Origin of the sequence: Pseudomonas sp. RW409 (genome assembly GCF_003184125.1) — a bacterium.
Lineage (GTDB): Bacteria > Pseudomonadota > Gammaproteobacteria > Pseudomonadales > Pseudomonadaceae > Aquipseudomonas > Aquipseudomonas chlororaphis_I.
Window position 1 is genome coordinate 128,658 of sequence record NZ_QHHP01000004.1, and the last position, 14,318, is coordinate 142,975.

The 14,318-nt window shown below is 63.7% G+C and carries 14 protein-coding genes and 1 pseudogene; 3 read left to right on the plus strand and 12 right to left on the minus strand.

Annotated features, from left to right (window positions below; all coding sequences use genetic code 11):
• Nucleotides 1-124 precede the first annotated feature (124 nt).
• Nucleotides 125-706, minus strand: a complete 582-nt coding sequence (locus DK261_RS03130; protein WP_009046137.1) for a mechanosensitive ion channel family protein — start codon at nucleotides 704-706, stop codon at nucleotides 125-127.
• Nucleotides 706-2,616 carry an ATP-binding cassette domain-containing protein gene (locus DK261_RS03135; RefSeq protein WP_110175274.1) on the minus strand — a complete coding sequence of 637 codons (1,911 nt, stop codon included), beginning with the start codon at nucleotides 2,614-2,616 and terminating at the stop codon, nucleotides 706-708. Before DK261_RS03135 ends, DK261_RS03130 begins: the two co-directional genes overlap by 1 nt.
• Nucleotides 2,617-2,666: 50 nt before the next feature.
• On the opposite strand from DK261_RS03135, the gene DK261_RS03140 reads away from it, so the two are divergent.
• Nucleotides 2,667-3,131, plus strand: coding sequence for a TIGR02444 family protein (locus tag DK261_RS03140; RefSeq protein ID WP_053270167.1), 465 nt, complete (start codon nucleotides 2,667-2,669; stop codon nucleotides 3,129-3,131).
• Here the strand turns inward: DK261_RS03140 and DK261_RS03145 are convergent.
• Complete coding sequence (locus DK261_RS03145; RefSeq protein ID WP_009051431.1) at nucleotides 3,128-4,339, minus strand: AlgP family protein; 1,212 nt, start codon at nucleotides 4,337-4,339, stop codon at nucleotides 3,128-3,130. The two genes, DK261_RS03140 and DK261_RS03145, sit on opposite strands and share 4 nt — an antisense overlap.
• A 193-nt stretch (nucleotides 4,340-4,532) precedes the next feature.
• Between DK261_RS03145 and DK261_RS03150 the strand changes: the two genes are divergently transcribed.
• Complete coding sequence (locus tag DK261_RS03150) at nucleotides 4,533-5,198, plus strand: FKBP-type peptidyl-prolyl cis-trans isomerase (protein WP_016703194.1); 666 nt, start codon at nucleotides 4,533-4,535, stop codon at nucleotides 5,196-5,198.
• Between the two features lie 62 nt (nucleotides 5,199-5,260).
• Here the strand turns inward: DK261_RS03150 and DK261_RS03155 are convergent, their stop codons facing one another.
• From DK261_RS03155 to DK261_RS33790, 8 genes and pseudogenes are all read right to left on the minus strand, one after another.
• A complete protein-coding gene (locus DK261_RS03155; RefSeq protein ID WP_009051433.1) occupies nucleotides 5,261-5,719 on the minus strand; it encodes an Rsd/AlgQ family anti-sigma factor in 459 nt (152 codons plus the stop codon).
• Between the two features lie 208 nt (nucleotides 5,720-5,927).
• Nucleotides 5,928-6,449: a disulfide bond formation protein B gene (locus DK261_RS03160; protein WP_009051434.1), complete on the minus strand. Its 522-nt coding sequence runs from the start codon at nucleotides 6,447-6,449 to the stop codon at nucleotides 5,928-5,930.
• Between the two features lie 163 nt (nucleotides 6,450-6,612).
• A complete protein-coding gene (locus DK261_RS03165; RefSeq protein WP_038635956.1) occupies nucleotides 6,613-7,851 on the minus strand; it encodes a heme biosynthesis protein HemY in 1,239 nt (412 codons plus the stop codon).
• Nucleotides 7,848-8,987, minus strand: a complete 1,140-nt coding sequence (locus DK261_RS03170) for a uroporphyrinogen-III C-methyltransferase (protein ID WP_038635953.1) — start codon at nucleotides 8,985-8,987, stop codon at nucleotides 7,848-7,850. The genes DK261_RS03165 and DK261_RS03170 overlap by 4 nt, the downstream gene beginning before the upstream one ends.
• 17 nt (nucleotides 8,988-9,004) lie before the next feature.
• Nucleotides 9,005-9,772 carry a uroporphyrinogen-III synthase gene (locus tag DK261_RS03175; protein WP_009051437.1) on the minus strand — a complete coding sequence of 256 codons (768 nt, stop codon included), beginning with the start codon at nucleotides 9,770-9,772 and terminating at the stop codon, nucleotides 9,005-9,007.
• Nucleotides 9,769-10,710 (minus strand): hydroxymethylbilane synthase, encoded by a 942-nt coding sequence (gene hemC / locus DK261_RS03180; protein ID WP_009051438.1) that lies wholly within the window; start codon nucleotides 10,708-10,710, stop codon nucleotides 9,769-9,771. The genes DK261_RS03175 and hemC overlap by 4 nt, the downstream gene beginning before the upstream one ends.
• A gap of 141 nt (nucleotides 10,711-10,851) precedes the next feature.
• On the minus strand, nucleotides 10,852-11,598 hold the full coding sequence (locus DK261_RS03185) for a LytTR family DNA-binding domain-containing protein (protein ID WP_016703190.1): 747 nt from the start codon (nucleotides 11,596-11,598) through the stop codon (nucleotides 10,852-10,854).
• A pseudogene (locus DK261_RS33790) lies at nucleotides 11,595-11,747 on the minus strand (sensor histidine kinase); the annotation flags it as partial. The gene DK261_RS03185 and the pseudogene DK261_RS33790, both read right to left, overlap by 4 nt.
• 443 nt (nucleotides 11,748-12,190) lie before the next feature.
• On the opposite strand from DK261_RS33790, the gene argH reads away from it, so the two are divergent.
• Nucleotides 12,191-13,585: an argininosuccinate lyase gene (gene argH, locus DK261_RS03190; RefSeq protein WP_009051440.1), complete on the plus strand. Its 1,395-nt coding sequence runs from the start codon at nucleotides 12,191-12,193 to the stop codon at nucleotides 13,583-13,585.
• A gap of 69 nt (nucleotides 13,586-13,654) precedes the next feature.
• Here the strand turns inward: argH and DK261_RS03195 are convergent, their stop codons facing one another.
• Entirely contained in the window at nucleotides 13,655-14,311 is a 657-nt protein-coding gene (locus tag DK261_RS03195) for a glutathione S-transferase family protein (RefSeq protein WP_009051441.1), read from the minus strand.
• Between the last annotated feature and the right edge of the window lie 7 nt (nucleotides 14,312-14,318).

Genomic DNA, 14,318 nt, shown 5'->3' on the forward strand with positions numbered 1-14,318 from the left:
AGCCGCTGCCGAAGGCTGCGCTAAGGTCCGCAGGACCTTCCTGCGATCTCAAGAGCGCGTCCGCTTCGCAGCCGATCGCAGCCTCGCGATGCTCGGCAGCGGCTACAGAGACGGTACAGGGGGACTATTTCTCGCCGGAGCCTATCGACAGCGCATCGCTGCCACGCCAGCGGCGCACCGAACGCTGGAAGAACAGGCTGTTGGGCACTTGCACCATGACGCCGCCGGTGCCGGCTTCCTCGGCCTCGATCAGCGAGGTGTACAGCAGGTTGATTGCCACCACCCGGCCCTTGATGCCCGGCTTGTCGAGGGTGTCCACCAGCTCGACCACATCGCCGATGCGGAACGGGCCCACGGTAAAGATCAGGATGGCGCACAGCAGGTTGGACAGCACGCTCCACATGGCGAAGAAGGCCACCGCCGCCACCGCGACAAAACCGGACAGGGCAGTCCAGAGCACCGTCGCCGACACCCCGAGCCGCTCCAGCACGAAGATCAGCGCACTGCCCATGATCAGCCAGCGCAAGCCACCGCGCAGCGGCATCAGCAGCTGCGGCGGGAACGGATAACGTTCACCCAGGCGGGTCAGGCAGCGCGCGACAAAACGCTGGGTGATGTAGCCAGCCAGCAGGATCAGCAGGATTTGCACGGTGACCCACAGAGGCTCGACCCACGTGATCGGCACAGGCAGCTTGAACGCTTCCATCAGGACAAGGTTTCCAGTTCCGCCTGCATGCTTTCCAGCAGTTCCAGGGCTTCCATCCAGGCCTCTTCCAGCTCGCCTTCGCGCACCTTCAGCTTGGCCTGCTCGGCCAGCAGATCACGCAATTCATCCTTGCGAGCCGCTTCGTAGACACCGCTGTCGCCAAGGCTGGCTTCGATTTTCGCCAGCCGCTCGTGGACCTTGCCCAGCTCGGTTTCCATCTTGTCGGCTTCGCGCTTGTGCGGGGCCAGCTGCTGGCGCAGGGCCGCGGCTGCCTGGCGCTGGGCCTTCTTGTCGGTCTTGTCCGGGTTGACCGTGGTCGTGCTGACCGGCGCGTTGCGCTGGCGGTAGTCCACCAGCCAGCGTGCGTAGTCGTCCAGGTCGCCGTCGAACTCCTCGACCTTGCCGTCAGCCACCAGGAAGAAGTTGTCGGTGGTGCTTTTCAGCAGGTGACGGTCGTGGGAGACCACCAGTACCGCGCCGCTGAACTCTTGCAGGGCCATGGTCAGGGCCAGGCGCATCTCCAGGTCCAGGTGGTTGGTCGGTTCGTCGAGCAGCAGCAGGTTAGGGCGGTCCCAGGCGATCAGGGCCAGGGCCAGGCGCGCCTTCTCGCCACCGGAGAAGTTCAGCACCGGCTCGTCGATACGCGCGCCGCGGAAGTCGAAGCCGCCGAGGAAATCGCGCAGGGTCTGCTCGCGCTCGGTCGGCGCCAGGCGCTGCAAATGCAGCAACGGGCTGGCCTTGGCGTCGAGCGAGTCCAGCTGGTGCTGGGCGAAGTAGCCGACCACGGTATTCTCGCCACGGGTCAGGCGGCCGCCCAGCGGCGACAGCTCGCCGGAGAGGTTCTTGATCAGGGTCGATTTACCGGCGCCGTTGGGGCCGAGCAGACCGATGCGCGCACCCGGGGTCAGTTGCAGCTTGACCTTCTCCAGCACGGTCTTTTCGCCATAACCCAGGCGGGCATCGGACAGATCGAGCAGCGGGCTGGAGATCTTTTCCGACTCGCGGAAAACGAAGTCGAACGGCGAGTCGACGTGGGCGGCGGACAGCTCCTCCATCCGCTCCAGGGCCTTGATCCGGCTCTGGGCCTGGCGGGCCTTGGTGGCCTGGGCCTTGAAGCGCGCAATGTACTTTTCCATGTGCGCACGTTGCGTCTGCTGCTTCTCGTAGGCTTGCTGCTGTTGCGCCAGGCGTTCGGCACGGGCCCGTTCGAAGGCGCTGTAGCCACCGCGATAGAGGGTGATCTTGCGCTGATCGACGTGAGCCACATGGTCGACCACGGCATCGAGGAAATCGCGGTCGTGGGAAATCAGCAACAAGGTGCCGGGGTAGCCCTTGAGCCAGTCCTCCAGCCAGAGGATCGCATCGAGGTCCAGGTGGTTGGTCGGTTCGTCGAGCAGCAGCAGGTCCGACGGACACATCAGCGCCTGCGCCAGGTTCAGGCGCATCCGCCAGCCACCGGAGAAGTCGCCGACCTGACGGTCCATCTGCTCGTTGCTGAAGCCCAGGCCGGCCAGCAACTTGCGCGCCCGGGCGTCGGCGGTATAACCGTCGGCGCTGTCCAGCTCGGCATGCAGGCGTGCCAGGGCTGCACCGTCATGGGCCGCTTCGGCGGCGGCCAGCTCACGCTGCACCTGACGCAGGCGCAGGTCGCCATCGAGCACGTAGTCGACCGCCAGCCGCTCGAGGGTGTCGACCTCCTGGCGCATATGGGCGATGCGCCAGTCGGCGGGCAGGAAGCAGTCGCCCGAATCCGGGTGCAACTCGCCACGCAGCAAGGCGAACAGGCTGGATTTGCCGGCGCCGTTGGCACCGATCAGGCCGGCTTTCTGGCCGGCGTGCAGGGTCAGCTCGGCGTCTTCTAGCAGACGTTGCGGACCACGCTGTAAAGTCAGGTTCTGAAGTCGAATCATAATGGCGGCGGAGTCTACCAGCTTCGTTCGCAACTGGCGCGAGTAGCAATATGTCCTCTGACCTGTGGAGCTTCACCCTCAAGACCTACGCCCGCCCAGGCGTCGAAGAAGCCTGCCTGGACCTCCAGGCGGCCGGGGCCAATGTCTGTCTTTTACTCTGCGCAGCCTGGCTCGGCGCGCGCGGGGTGACCTGCACTGCACAGCGCCTGCAACAGCTGCGGAGCCTGGGCCAGCCCTGGCACGACGAAGTCGTCAGGCCGCTGCGCCAGCTGCGCACGCAATGGCGCCCGGCCGCGAGCGCGGATCCGGAACTGGCGGTCTTGCGCGAACAGGTCAAGGCATTGGAACTGGAGGCCGAGCGGCAACTGCTGCTGCGCCTGGAAGCGCTGGCGGGGGGATGGTCGGAGGGTGAAGCGCAGGATCTGACGAACTGGCTGGAAGGACTGGCGGCCGAAGCCGCCAACCTCAACCGCGACGCGCTGCAGGCGCTGCGCGTCGCGGTGACCGGCGCTTAGGAAGCGCTGGTTGGCGTGGTGCTGGCAGGCGCGGCAGTCGGAGCCGAAACTGGCGCAGCAGCCGCCGCTGGAGCGGGCGAAGATACCGGTGCCGCCGGCTTGGCAGCCGGGGTTGCCGGGGTGACTGGCCTGGCGGCCGCTGGAGCGGTGGCCGGTTTGGCTGCGGCAGGTTTGGCGGCGACAGGCTTCTTCGCGGCTGGTTTTGCAGCCGGCTTGGCAGCAGGTTTTACTGCGGGTTTTGCCGCAGGCTTGGCGGCGGGTTTTGCTGCAGCGGGTTTAGCCGCTGCTGGCTTGGCGGCAGTGGAAGCCGCCGGCTTGGCTGCTGCAGGTTTGGCCGCGGGCTTGGCGGCGGGTTTCGCTGCAGGTTTAGCTGCCGCCTTCACCGGAGCTTTTGCCGCAGCCGGTTTGGCGGCCGGCTTCGCAGCAGTTTTTGCCGCCACCGGTTTAGCCGCTGGCTTGGCAGCTGCAGGCTTGGCCGCTGCGGTTTTAGCCGCGGGCTTGGCGGCGGGTTTGGCCGCAGGTTTTGCTGCTGGCTTGGCAGCGGGTTTCGCTGCAGCCGGTTTGGCAGCCGCTGTTTTCGCAGCAGGTTTGGCGGCAGCTTTCGCAGGGGCTTTTGCAGCAGCCGGTTTAGCCGCTGGCTTGGCAGCTGCAGGTTTGGCAGCGGCGGTTTTCGCCACTGGCTTGGCAGCAGGTTTGGCGGCCGGTTTGCTGGCAGCTTTTACCGGTGCTTTAGCAGCAGCTTTGGCAGGGGCTTTTGCCGCTGGCTTGGCTGCGGCTTTCTGTGCTGGAGCGGCTGCCGGTTTGGCGGAGCGAGTGCTCAGCACCTTGGCTGCGGCTTCTTTCACACGACCGACGCCCTGGGCCAGTTTCAGGCTTTCCTGAGCGTCGCGCTTGAGTTGCAGAATGTAGGCGCGGGTTTCGGATTGACGTGCCTTGAGTGCATCGAGCAGGTCTTCAAGTTCTTTCACTGCGTCCTTGGCTTTGGCTTGTGCCTTGGCCTTGCCGGCCGCCGCGGCGTCCTGCAATTTGGTGCGCGATTTGTGCAGTTTTTCCTGTGCCTTACCGCGTTGCTTTTCCAGTTTGGCGAGCAGTTTTTCAGCATCAGCCAAGGCTTGAGAACAAGCGTTTTCCAAGTGTTCGAGCAGGCTGCCCGAAAGCTGTTGGAGCAAATGCAACGGAGTACTTACAGGCTTCTTATTGGCCGACATGGTTTACCTCCTGGCTGACGTGAGTTGCGGCTCATACTAGACCTCTGCTGCTACCGCCGCTAGGGCATGTTGACAGTATCGAATGCCATGCGTTGCAGAGGATCGAAAATGTTCTTCGCGCACAAGAAAGTTACTCACCAGCCGCCACACCCACGCTGGCATAATCCACCTCGTCTCAGGCCGGAGAGCGCCCATGTCGCGTTACCTTTTTTTATCCTTGTGTGTGTTGTTGCCACTGGCTCAGGCCGCCGAAGATTCGCAGAAAAACGATGCTCACGATCTCGCCTACAGCCTGGGTGCCAGCCTCGGCGAACGCCTGCGCCAGGAGGTGCCGGACCTGCAGATCCAGGCATTGGTGGAGGGCTTGAAACAGGCCTACCAAGGCAAGCCTCTGGCACTCAAGGACGAGCGCATCGAACAGATCCTCGCCCAGCATGAGGCACAGGTCAGCGAGCAAGCGGGCAAGCCGCGAATCGAAGTGGCGCTGGAAAACGAACAACGTTTTCTCTCGGCCGAAAAAGCCAAGCCGGGCGTACGCGAACTGGAAAACGGCATCCTGCTGACCGAGTTGGCACCCGGCAGTGGAGCACGGCCGGGTGCCAATGGTTCGGTACAGGTTCGCTACATCGGACGCCTGCCTGACGGCACGGTGTTCGATCAGAATCAGCAGCCGCAGTGGTTTCGCCTGGACAGTGTGATTGCCGGATGGCGCAGTGCCTTGCAGCAGATGCCGACGGGGGCGAAGTGGCGCCTGGTGATTCCTTCGGCCCAGGCTTACGGCGCCGACGGCGCAGGCGACCTGATCGCGCCTTACACACCCCTGGTGTTTGAAATCGAGCTGTTGGGGGCTAGCGGCTAAGGGGCGCAGAAACGAAAAACGGTGCGCAATGCGCACCGTTTCGGTAAAGCTTTCGCTGCAAGTCAGGCCTGAACGGCGGCCTCTTCCTTGTGAGCGTTGTGCAGCACTTCGATCAGGCAATCTTCCAGCTCGAAGCGCTCATGCAGCAGACCACCCAGCTCCTTGAACTTCTCCGCCACGCATTTTCCTTCGTCGCACAAATCGTTGAACGCCAACAGCTTTTCAGTGATGACATCGATCCGAGGATAAATGGTTTCGGCCAGTTCGAGCCCGCGCTTGTCGTTGAAGGCCTTGGCCTCGCCGGTCAGCTGCTCGTAGATTTCAAAGTGGCCGGCGGAGACGTAGTCCACCAGAATTGCGCAGAACTCCTGCAGCGGCTGTCGGTTTTCAGCCAGCGTCTCAGGCTCCGCGCCGAGAGCATCATAGGCCCGAACCAGTTCGTGACGCTCCTGCAACCAGCGATCGATCAGCAGATGCACTCCACCCCAGCGTTCCTGAGCATTCTGACAACTTTCGAGCATGGCGATCTCTCTTCCCTTATGGGTCATGCCGCTCTGAATCCGTCACTGGACTGAACATCAGCATCCGGCCAGGCAGAACAGCATCGAGCAACGTAATTGCGGTGACACGTGCGGGCCAGATTATGCCCGCTCGACAGCCGCTTCAAGGTACGCAGGAGATAAAGTTCATACAAGTGTTTAATCTTTAGCCCCGTCGCAAAACGACGATTCAGGTCGCAGCCGCCCTGCGCCGGCCCCGTGGTAGAAGCCGCACCAGGCGATAGGCACTCAAAATCATCACAGCGATGAAAAACAGCAGGCTCCACTCCGCGGCGCTCATGTCCAGCAGCGTCCAGGTGACCTCCGCGCACTGCGCAGTCCCGGTGAAAACCAACTGCAAGGCACGCCCCCAGGACAGATTGCCCAGCATGAACGGCATGTCCGGCAAGCACGCCAGCAACTGATCCGAAGGAATGTTCTGCAACAGCACATGGCGCCCTGCCGTGATCACACCCGCCAGGCTGCAGAGCAGTTCCAGCAGCCAATACAGGGCACTCGCCGGGTATTGTGGCCCCTGCACGACCGCAACCAGGCTGATCGAAGTCAACAGCAGCGCGAAGAAACGTTGCACCACCCACAGCAGGCAAGGCTCGAGCCCAATCCCGTACTCCAGGTGAAACGAAGCCCACAGGGCCAAGGCACCGGTAAAAAACACAAGGGAGAACAGCAAGCGTGAGCCGGCCAGCGACATGGTGTATCCACAACGGAAGAAACAGGCTGCCACGGTAGAGAAAGCGCTCGGCCCTTTCAAGGCGCGCCATGACAAGATCGAGCGCGGCAAACGGGCACAGAGGCCAGATCGGGGGGAATTGCGGAACGGGCCGCCCCCTCAGGGACGGCCCAGCCCTGCGGGTTTATACCCTAGCGGGCACCGGCAACGGCGATGCCAGGAGGCGCTCGTCCAACAGCCCCAGGCCTTCCTGGAACAGCTGGTTGCTGCGCTCGGTATCGCCCAGCTGCGCCAGCAACCGGGCCAGCTCGGCGCAAGCCTCAGGGTTGCGCTGCAGGCGCAGGCTGCTTTCCAGATAGTCCCGCGCCTTGCCCCATAGGCTGGTTTGCAGGCACAGGCGACCCAGGGTCAGCAGCAGGCTCGGATCGTTCGGATGATCCTTGAGCCACTGCTCGGCGAACTGCAGCTGCCGCGCCGGATCACTGCCGCGCAGCAAGCCGTAAAGCCGCGCCAGATGGCTGTCGTATTTGCGCTTGAGAGCAACGCGCAGCACTTCTTCGGCCTCGGCCTCGGCGCCCAATTGGCGCAGCTGTTCGGCATAGGCCAGCACCAGTTGCGGCTCCTGGCGTTGAGCCGCGGTCAGTTGCTGCCAGGCGCGATTGAGCGATTGCAGGCCAACCGCACCGTCTTCTTCGCGATGCGCCGCAAGGGTCAGGTTCTCGCCCCAGGCCCGACGTTCCAGTTCGGCCAGTTCGTTGGCGGGCAGGACTTTGTCCTTGCGCAGTTCGGGCAGCAGGCGAATCACCGCCGACCAGTCGCCCCGCTGTTGGTGCAGACGCTGCAACTGCCGCAGCACCTGGACACTGTGCGGGTGACGCTCGTGCATGGCTTGCAGGGTGCTCAGGGCGCCTTCGGTATCACCGCGATCGGTCTGCAGTTGGGCATGACTCAAGGCCACCGCCAGCTCGGCCTGGGGCTGCCGTTCGAGGGCACGCTCCAGCAGGCTGTCGCACTGCTCGTAGTTTCCCAGCTCGTTCGCCGCCCGCGCCGCGCCGAGGTAGTACAGAAGAGGCTGGCGCTCGGCTTCCGCGGCACGATGCAAATGCTTCTGGGCGCTGGCCCAGCGGCCTTCGGCAAGATCCATCTGGCCCTGCTCGATGGCGATCTGCACGCGACGGCTGCGGTTGCGCCGTGACCAGGGATTGACCACGCCGCTGGAGGCCATCACCAGTTCGATCAGCGCCTTGATCCCCCAGATCACCAGCCAGATCACCGCGACCAGTGCCAGGGTCGCCCACAGGCTCGACTCATAACGGAAGCTGTCGTAGGCAATCAGGATGTACCCGGAATGCTCGGCAATCGCCAACCCCAGCAATCCCGAGGCGGCGATCACCAGGAACAGAATCACGTACAGGCGCTTCATGGGCTGGTCTCCTGCGGGGTATTCGCAGCAGGCTTGGCCAGTGGTTTCACCGACTCTTCAGCGCTCAGGTTGCGCCGCTCCAGGTAGGCCTGAACGGCGCTCAGGGTCTTGGTCAGGTCCGGCGTCTGCACGGTGACCGGCTGTTTGCTCAGTTCGGACACGCGCTCCAGCATGAGCTTGCTTTGCGGGTTGTCCTGATTGAAGTTGCCCTTCAACACATCGCGGGCCTCCGCCAGCGCCTGGGTGTACACCGGCGCCTGGCCGTTCAGCGCCGCCCACTGGGCCTGTTCCAGGGCCAGGCTCAAGGCCAGGCGCACCTGCGTCAGGCTTTGCCCGGCGAGCAGCGGCCGCACGTTCTTGTCCGCGTTGAAGTCGATACGAATGTAGCGCGAGATCTGGTCCCACCATTGCGCCCAGCGGCTGGCGCCATCGCCGTCGGCGGTCAGGCCCAGCAGCGAATCGCCACGGTCGCGGTACTCGGGGGCCAGCTCGGTGAGCTCGACCACCTGATCGCGCAGTGCGCCCAGTTGCAGGAACAGTCCGGTGCGATCCGGCTGTTCGGTGCTGCGCAGGGCCGCGAGGCTCTTGGCCAACTGCTCGCGCGCGGCGAAAGAACCGGGATCGTTCTGCTCGCGCAGGATCTCGTCGGCGCCCTGCACCAGAGCCTGGGCGCTGCTGATGTCCTGCAAGGCCGAAAGGCGCAGGCTGGCCAGACGCAACAGATGTTCCGCCTCGGCCAGACGCCAGTCCTTGCGGCTGGCACCCAGCACGCTCTCCAGCTTCTGATTGAGTCGCTGCTGGTCGCCCTGCAACTGCGCGACCAGACGGCGGCGCTCTTCCAGTTCATCGGCCGCCGGCAATTGCTCCAAGCGTGCCGTCAGGCGCTGCTCGTTGAGCTTCAGGCTCTGCGCCTCATCACCCAGGGCCTGCAACTGCCCCAACTGCTGCTGATTGTTGGCCTGCAGGTTGCGCACCTGCCAGACACCCCAGCCGCCGGCAGCGACACCGGCCGCCCCCAGCAGCAGGGCGAGGATCGCCAACCCGTTGCCGCGACGCTGCACAGCTGGGGTTGCAGATTCAGCCGGTGCATCGATTACCGGCTGGACATCATCTTTAGGCAAGGCTGTTTCGCTCACGTATCCATCCTTTGCGTTTAGAGAACGGGCACGGGTTGCTCCCGTAACGCCGTTAGCAAGGCCGCGGCGCTGGCGCCACGGCAATCCACAACTTTCTCGGCCCCGGCGGCACGCGCCATTTCGGCGACCCGGGGGCTCGGTACAAACAACGGCAGCCGCGCCACCTGTGGCCAGGCCTCGCCGGCCAACTGCTGCAAGTGTTCGAAACCCTGCCCACTGCTGACCACCAGCCCATTCAAGCGTTCCGCCTGGATGCGTTGCATCAGGACCCCGTTGGCATAGCGCGGCAGGTCACGGCGGTACAGCTCCAGATAATCGACACTAGCACCTTGGCCGCGCAAACGCTCAGCCAGCAGCTCGCGGCCACCCTCCCCGCGCACGATCAGCACCCGTGGAGCAGGCCGTGCAATAGCCTCGCGCAACTGGGGAAGTTCAAGCAAGGCTTCGCTGTCATCGCCTTGCTCGGGGAAAAAAACATCCAGGCCGTGATCGGCCAGAATCTGCGCCGTCGCGGCGCCCACACTGAACCAGCGCTGGCTCGGCGGCTGCGGCCAGAACTGCTCGAGCAGCTGCACGGCCATTCGCGCGGCCGGCTTGCTGACCGCGATCACCGCGCAGTAGCGGTGCAGCTCAAGCACCCTGGCGCGCTGGGTATCGTCAAAAGGCAGGGCCTGGATTTCCAGCAACGGCAGGCTGCTGCTGAACACTCCCGCGTCGCCCAGAACCTCAGCCAGCAGCGCCGACTCGTCCGTGGGCCGGGTCAGCAGCACACGCCAGTCGCTCACTCTTCGCCAGCCTCGCCATAGACCGCGCGCAGAATATCGTCGGCGCCCTGGGCCAGCAGATCCTCCGCGACCTGTACGCCAAGCGCCGCCGCCGCGCTACGTGGAGCACGGGCCTCGGCGCTGAGCAGCACACCGCCGCTCGGTTCGCCGACCAGGCCGCGCAGCCACAGCTGATCGCCTTCGAGCACCGCATAGCAGGCGATAGGCACTTGGCAGCCGCCATTCAGATGCTTGTTGAGGGCCCGTTCGGCGGTGACCCGATCCGCCGTATCGGCATGATGCAGCGGCGCCAACAGCTTGTGGATCTCGCTGTCGGCCGTGCGGCACTCGATGCCCACCGCGCCCTGGCCGCCCGCCGGAAGGCTGTCGTCGACGCTGATCGAAGAGCTGATGCGATCTTCGAAGCCAAGACGGATCAAGCCCGCAGCGGCCAAGATAATGGCGTCGTACTCACCGGCGTCGAGCTTGGCCAGGCGGGTGTTGACGTTGCCGCGCAGGAAACGGATCTGCAGGTCCGGACGACGAGCCAGCAGCTGCGCCTGGCGACGCAGGCTGGAGGTCCCCACGACGCTGCCCGCGGGCAGTTCGTCGAGACTGGAGTAGGTATTGGAGACAAAGGCATCGCGCGGGTCTTCACGCTCGCAGATGCAGAACAGGCCCAGGCCTTCGGGGAAATCCATGGGCACGTCTTTCATCGAATGCACGGCGATATCCGCTTCGTTTTCCAGCAGCGCGGTTTCCAACTCCTTGACGAACAGCCCCTTGCCGCCGATTTTCGACAACGGCGAGTCGAGCAGCTTGTCGCCGCGACTGACCATGGGCACCAGCGTCACGATCAACCCCGGGTGAGCGGCTTCCAGACGAGCTTTGACGTGTTCGGCTTGCCACAAGGCCAAGGCACTTTTGCGGGTAGCGATGCGGATTTCGCGAGAGGACATGGATCAATCCGTACTGATAGAAAATACGGCAGATGATAACAGCTCAGCCAAATCAGCTTTGACTTGTATCAGGAACCGCAGCCCCTCCCTGGCTGCAGGAACGTTGCGGGCGGGGTGCATGACCCGCCCGACTGTCCGGATCTAGAGCTGCTGCATCATCTTGCGCACGCCGGCCACATGCCGTCGGCTGACGATCAGCGCATCACCATTGAGCCCCTTGAGGAACAGCTGGAAATGCCCCAGCGGCGTACGCTGCAGGCGTTCGATGCGTTCACGGGCCACCAGGGCGTTGCGATGGATGCGAACGAAACGCTCGCCAAACTCGTCCTCCAGCGCCTTCAGGGGTTCGTCCAGCAGGACTTCGCCGCTCTCATGGCGCAAGGTCACGTATTTGTGGTCGGCAATGAAATAGACGACCTGATCCAGCGGGATCAGCTCGATACCTTTGCGGGTCCGTGCACTGATATGGCTACGGGGGCCGCTGCCGCTTTCGGCGGCGGGCCGGGTCAGGGCCGCCAGCTGGACCCTGTTGGGGCGGTCGGCCTTTTTCAGTGCCTCGAGCAGATGCTCGGAACGCACCGGTTTGAGCAGGTGACCGACCTCGCTGACATCAAAAGCCTCGAGGGCGAATTCATCAGGGGCGGCACAAAACACCACGGCTGGCGGCGCTTCGCGTTCGCACAGGCGGGCGGCAACCTGCAGGCCATCGAGACCCGGCATGCGGATGTCGAGAAGCACGATATCCGGTTTCAGGCTGTCGATCAGGGCCAATGCCTCTTCGCCATTGGTGGCGCTGGGCTCCAGGACACTGTATCCCTCAAGCTCACTGACCATACGGCTCAGTCGCTCGCGGGCTAGGGGTTCGTCATCAACGATCAGGACATTCATATTGCGCTGGATTCCTGCGTGAGTCTCGCACAAGGATAGCGTAGACAGGTGAAGTGACGTCCGTCACGGCGATCCACGCTAAGACTAGTGCGAGGGCCAAAAAGTGCCCCACGACGGGCACCATTATTTACCCGGGCCTGCCCGACACCGCTCAAGGCCCGCCACTGCACGACATGGTCATGGGGACTGCTGATACAGGACACAAACACCCCCTCTTTTATAGTCGGCTTCCACCCAGGCCGCCTCCCTCGTGACTCGCGAGGCGGTGCCGGGGCCGGAGCGCATGCGACAACGGTTGCGTGATCAGCGACCAGGCTCGATGAAACATCCGAGATTGCGCTGTTCCTTCAGTCCAACTGTAGACGGTTGCCAAGACGATATTGCTCAAACGATAAATATCGTTACATCACCCCTCGCCCCCCGCCTTCGCTCGCCTAGTCTCTGCGCGCCCGAGGTCGGCGACAAGCGCCCGCGGCCCCCATGGCAGAAATAAAAACCTGCCGACCAGTGCCAGCTACAGGATTGGCAACCCTGTTATTATCCGCGGCAACTTTTCACCTCATTTCCCTTCCAGCCGATCACGAGCGAATTCATGAGCACTGACAAGACCAATCAGTCCTGGGGCGGCCGCTTCAGTGAGCCCGTCGACGCCTTCGTCGCCCGCTTCACCGCCTCCGTCACTTTCGACCAGCGCCTCTATCGTCACGACATCATGGGCTCGATCGCCCACGCCACCATGCTGGCCAAGGTCGGCGTACTGACCGATGCCGAACGCGACAGCATCATCGACGGCCTGAAAACCATCCAGGGCGAAATCGAGGCGGGCACCTTCGACTGGCGCGTCGATCTGGAAGACGTGCACATGAACATCGAAGCACGCCTGACCGACCGCATCGGCGTCACCGGCAAGAAGCTGCACACCGGCCGCAGCCGCAACGACCAGGTAGCCACCGATATCCGTCTGTGGCTGCGCGACGAAATCGATCTGATCCTGGCGGAAATCACCCGCCTGCAAAAAGGCCTGCTGGAACAAGCCGAGCGCGAAGCCGACACCATCATGCCGGGCTTCACCCACCTGCAGACCGCGCAGCCTGTGACCTTCGGTCATCACATGCTGGCCTGGTTCGAGATGCTCAGCCGCGACTACGAGCGCCTGGTCGATTGCCGCAAGCGCACCAACCGCATGCCTCTGGGCAGCGCCGCGCTGGCCGGCACCACCTACCCAATCGACCGCGAGCTGACTTGCCAGCTGCTGGGCTTCGACGCCGTCGGTGGCAACTCGTTGGACAATGTGTCTGATCGCGATTTCGCCATTGAGTTCTGCGCCGCCGCCAGCGTGGCCATGATGCACCTGTCGCGTTTCTCCGAAGAGCTGGTGCTGTGGACCAGCGCGCAGTTCCAGTTCATCGATCTGCCTGACCGCTTCTGCACCGGCAGCTCGATCATGCCGCAAAAGAAAAACCCGGACGTTCCGGAGCTGGTTCGTGGCAAGAGCGGCCGCGTGTTCGGCGCCCTGATGGGTCTGCTGACACTGATGAAGGGCCAGCCCCTGGCCTACAACAAGGACAACCAGGAAGACAAGGAACCGCTGTTCGACGCCGCCGACACCCTGCGCGACTCGCTGCGCGCCTTCGCCGACATGATCCCGGCGATCAAGCCCAAGCACGCGATGATGCGCGAAGCGGCGCTGCGCGGCTTCTCCACCGCTACCGACCTGGCGGACTACCTGGTACGCCGTGGCCTGCCATTCCGCGATTGCCACGAAATCGTTGGCCACGCCGTGAAGTACGGCGTGGAAACCGGCAAGGACCTGGCGGAAATGAGCCTGGAAGAACTGCGCAAGTTCAGCGACCAGATCGACCAGGACGTGTTTGCCGTGCTGACCCTGGAAGGCTCGGTCAATGCCCGTGACCACATCGGCGGCACCGCGCCAGCTCAAGTCAAGGCGGCGGTGGTTCGCGGCCAGGCGTTGCTGAGCAGCCGCTAAAAGCCAGCGCGGGCAAGCCACGCTCCCACAAGAGTGTGGCTTGCCCGCGATCAGCGACCTGAAGCCTTTCTACTTCTTGCTGGCGATCATCGCCAGGAACTGCGGCATTGCCACGTCCTTGTCCGCCGCGACCCGCTGCACGTTGGGCATCTGTTCCAGGCGCGCCATCAAGTCTTTGGCTGCCGGCATCTCGGCCAGAAGATCCATACCGAACAGCTTCTGCCCTACCGCGCAGGCCAGGCTCACGCTGTACAGGAAATACAGGTCCGCCACGCTCAGGCTGCTGCCCGCCACATAAGGGGCGAACTTGCCGTGCCTGGCCAGCGAGGCGAATCCCAGCACCAGCTCATTGCGGGACTTCTCCTTGATGGCCTCGGGAACCGCCGTGCCAAAAAACGCCTCGCCGTAACAGGCCCGCGCCGGCAACTCGATGTAAAGCTCGATCTCCTTGGCCAGCGCCAGCACCTGGGCACGCTCGAACGGATCGCTTGGCAGCAGCGCCGGGCCCGGCTGGGTTTCGAGGTATTCGAGGATCACGCTGGTTTCGTTGATAACGCCCCGCTCCACCCCCAGTACCGGCACCTTGCCGCGCGGGCTGATGGCTAATGCTTCAGGGCTTTGCCCGGCGTAGAACGGCACTTCCTCGAAAGGCAGGCCTTTTTCCAGCAATGCCAGTTTCACCATGTTGTAGTAGTTGCTGACGGCGAATCCATAAAGCTTGAGCATGCGTAGC

Bases quoted from the DNA above. Each gene is read 5' to 3' on its own strand.
- DK261_RS03130 (WP_009046137.1), bottom strand. From the start codon at position 706: ATGGAAGCGTTCAAGCTGCCTGTGCCGATCACGTGGGTCGAGCCTCTG.
- DK261_RS03135 (WP_110175274.1), bottom strand. From the start codon at position 2,616: ATGATTCGACTTCAGAACCTGACTTTACAGCGTGGTCCGCAACGTCTG.
- DK261_RS03140 (WP_053270167.1), top strand. From the start codon at position 2,667: ATGTCCTCTGACCTGTGGAGCTTCACCCTCAAGACCTACGCCCGCCCA.
- DK261_RS03145 (WP_009051431.1), bottom strand. From the start codon at position 4,339: ATGTCGGCCAATAAGAAGCCTGTAAGTACTCCGTTGCATTTGCTCCAA.
- DK261_RS03150 (WP_016703194.1), top strand. From the start codon at position 4,533: ATGTCGCGTTACCTTTTTTTATCCTTGTGTGTGTTGTTGCCACTGGCT.
- DK261_RS03155 (WP_009051433.1), bottom strand. From the start codon at position 5,719: ATGCTCGAAAGTTGTCAGAATGCTCAGGAACGCTGGGGTGGAGTGCAT.
- DK261_RS03160 (WP_009051434.1), bottom strand. From the start codon at position 6,449: ATGTCGCTGGCCGGCTCACGCTTGCTGTTCTCCCTTGTGTTTTTTACC.
- DK261_RS03165 (WP_038635956.1), bottom strand. From the start codon at position 7,851: ATGAAGCGCCTGTACGTGATTCTGTTCCTGGTGATCGCCGCCTCGGGA.
- hemC (WP_009051438.1), bottom strand. From the start codon at position 10,710: ATGTCCTCTCGCGAAATCCGCATCGCTACCCGCAAAAGTGCCTTGGCC.
- DK261_RS03185 (WP_016703190.1), bottom strand. From the start codon at position 11,598: ATGAATGTCCTGATCGTTGATGACGAACCCCTAGCCCGCGAGCGACTG.
- argH (WP_009051440.1), top strand. From the start codon at position 12,191: ATGAGCACTGACAAGACCAATCAGTCCTGGGGCGGCCGCTTCAGTGAG.
- DK261_RS03195 (WP_009051441.1), bottom strand. From the start codon at position 14,311: ATGCTCAAGCTTTATGGATTCGCCGTCAGCAACTACTACAACATGGTG.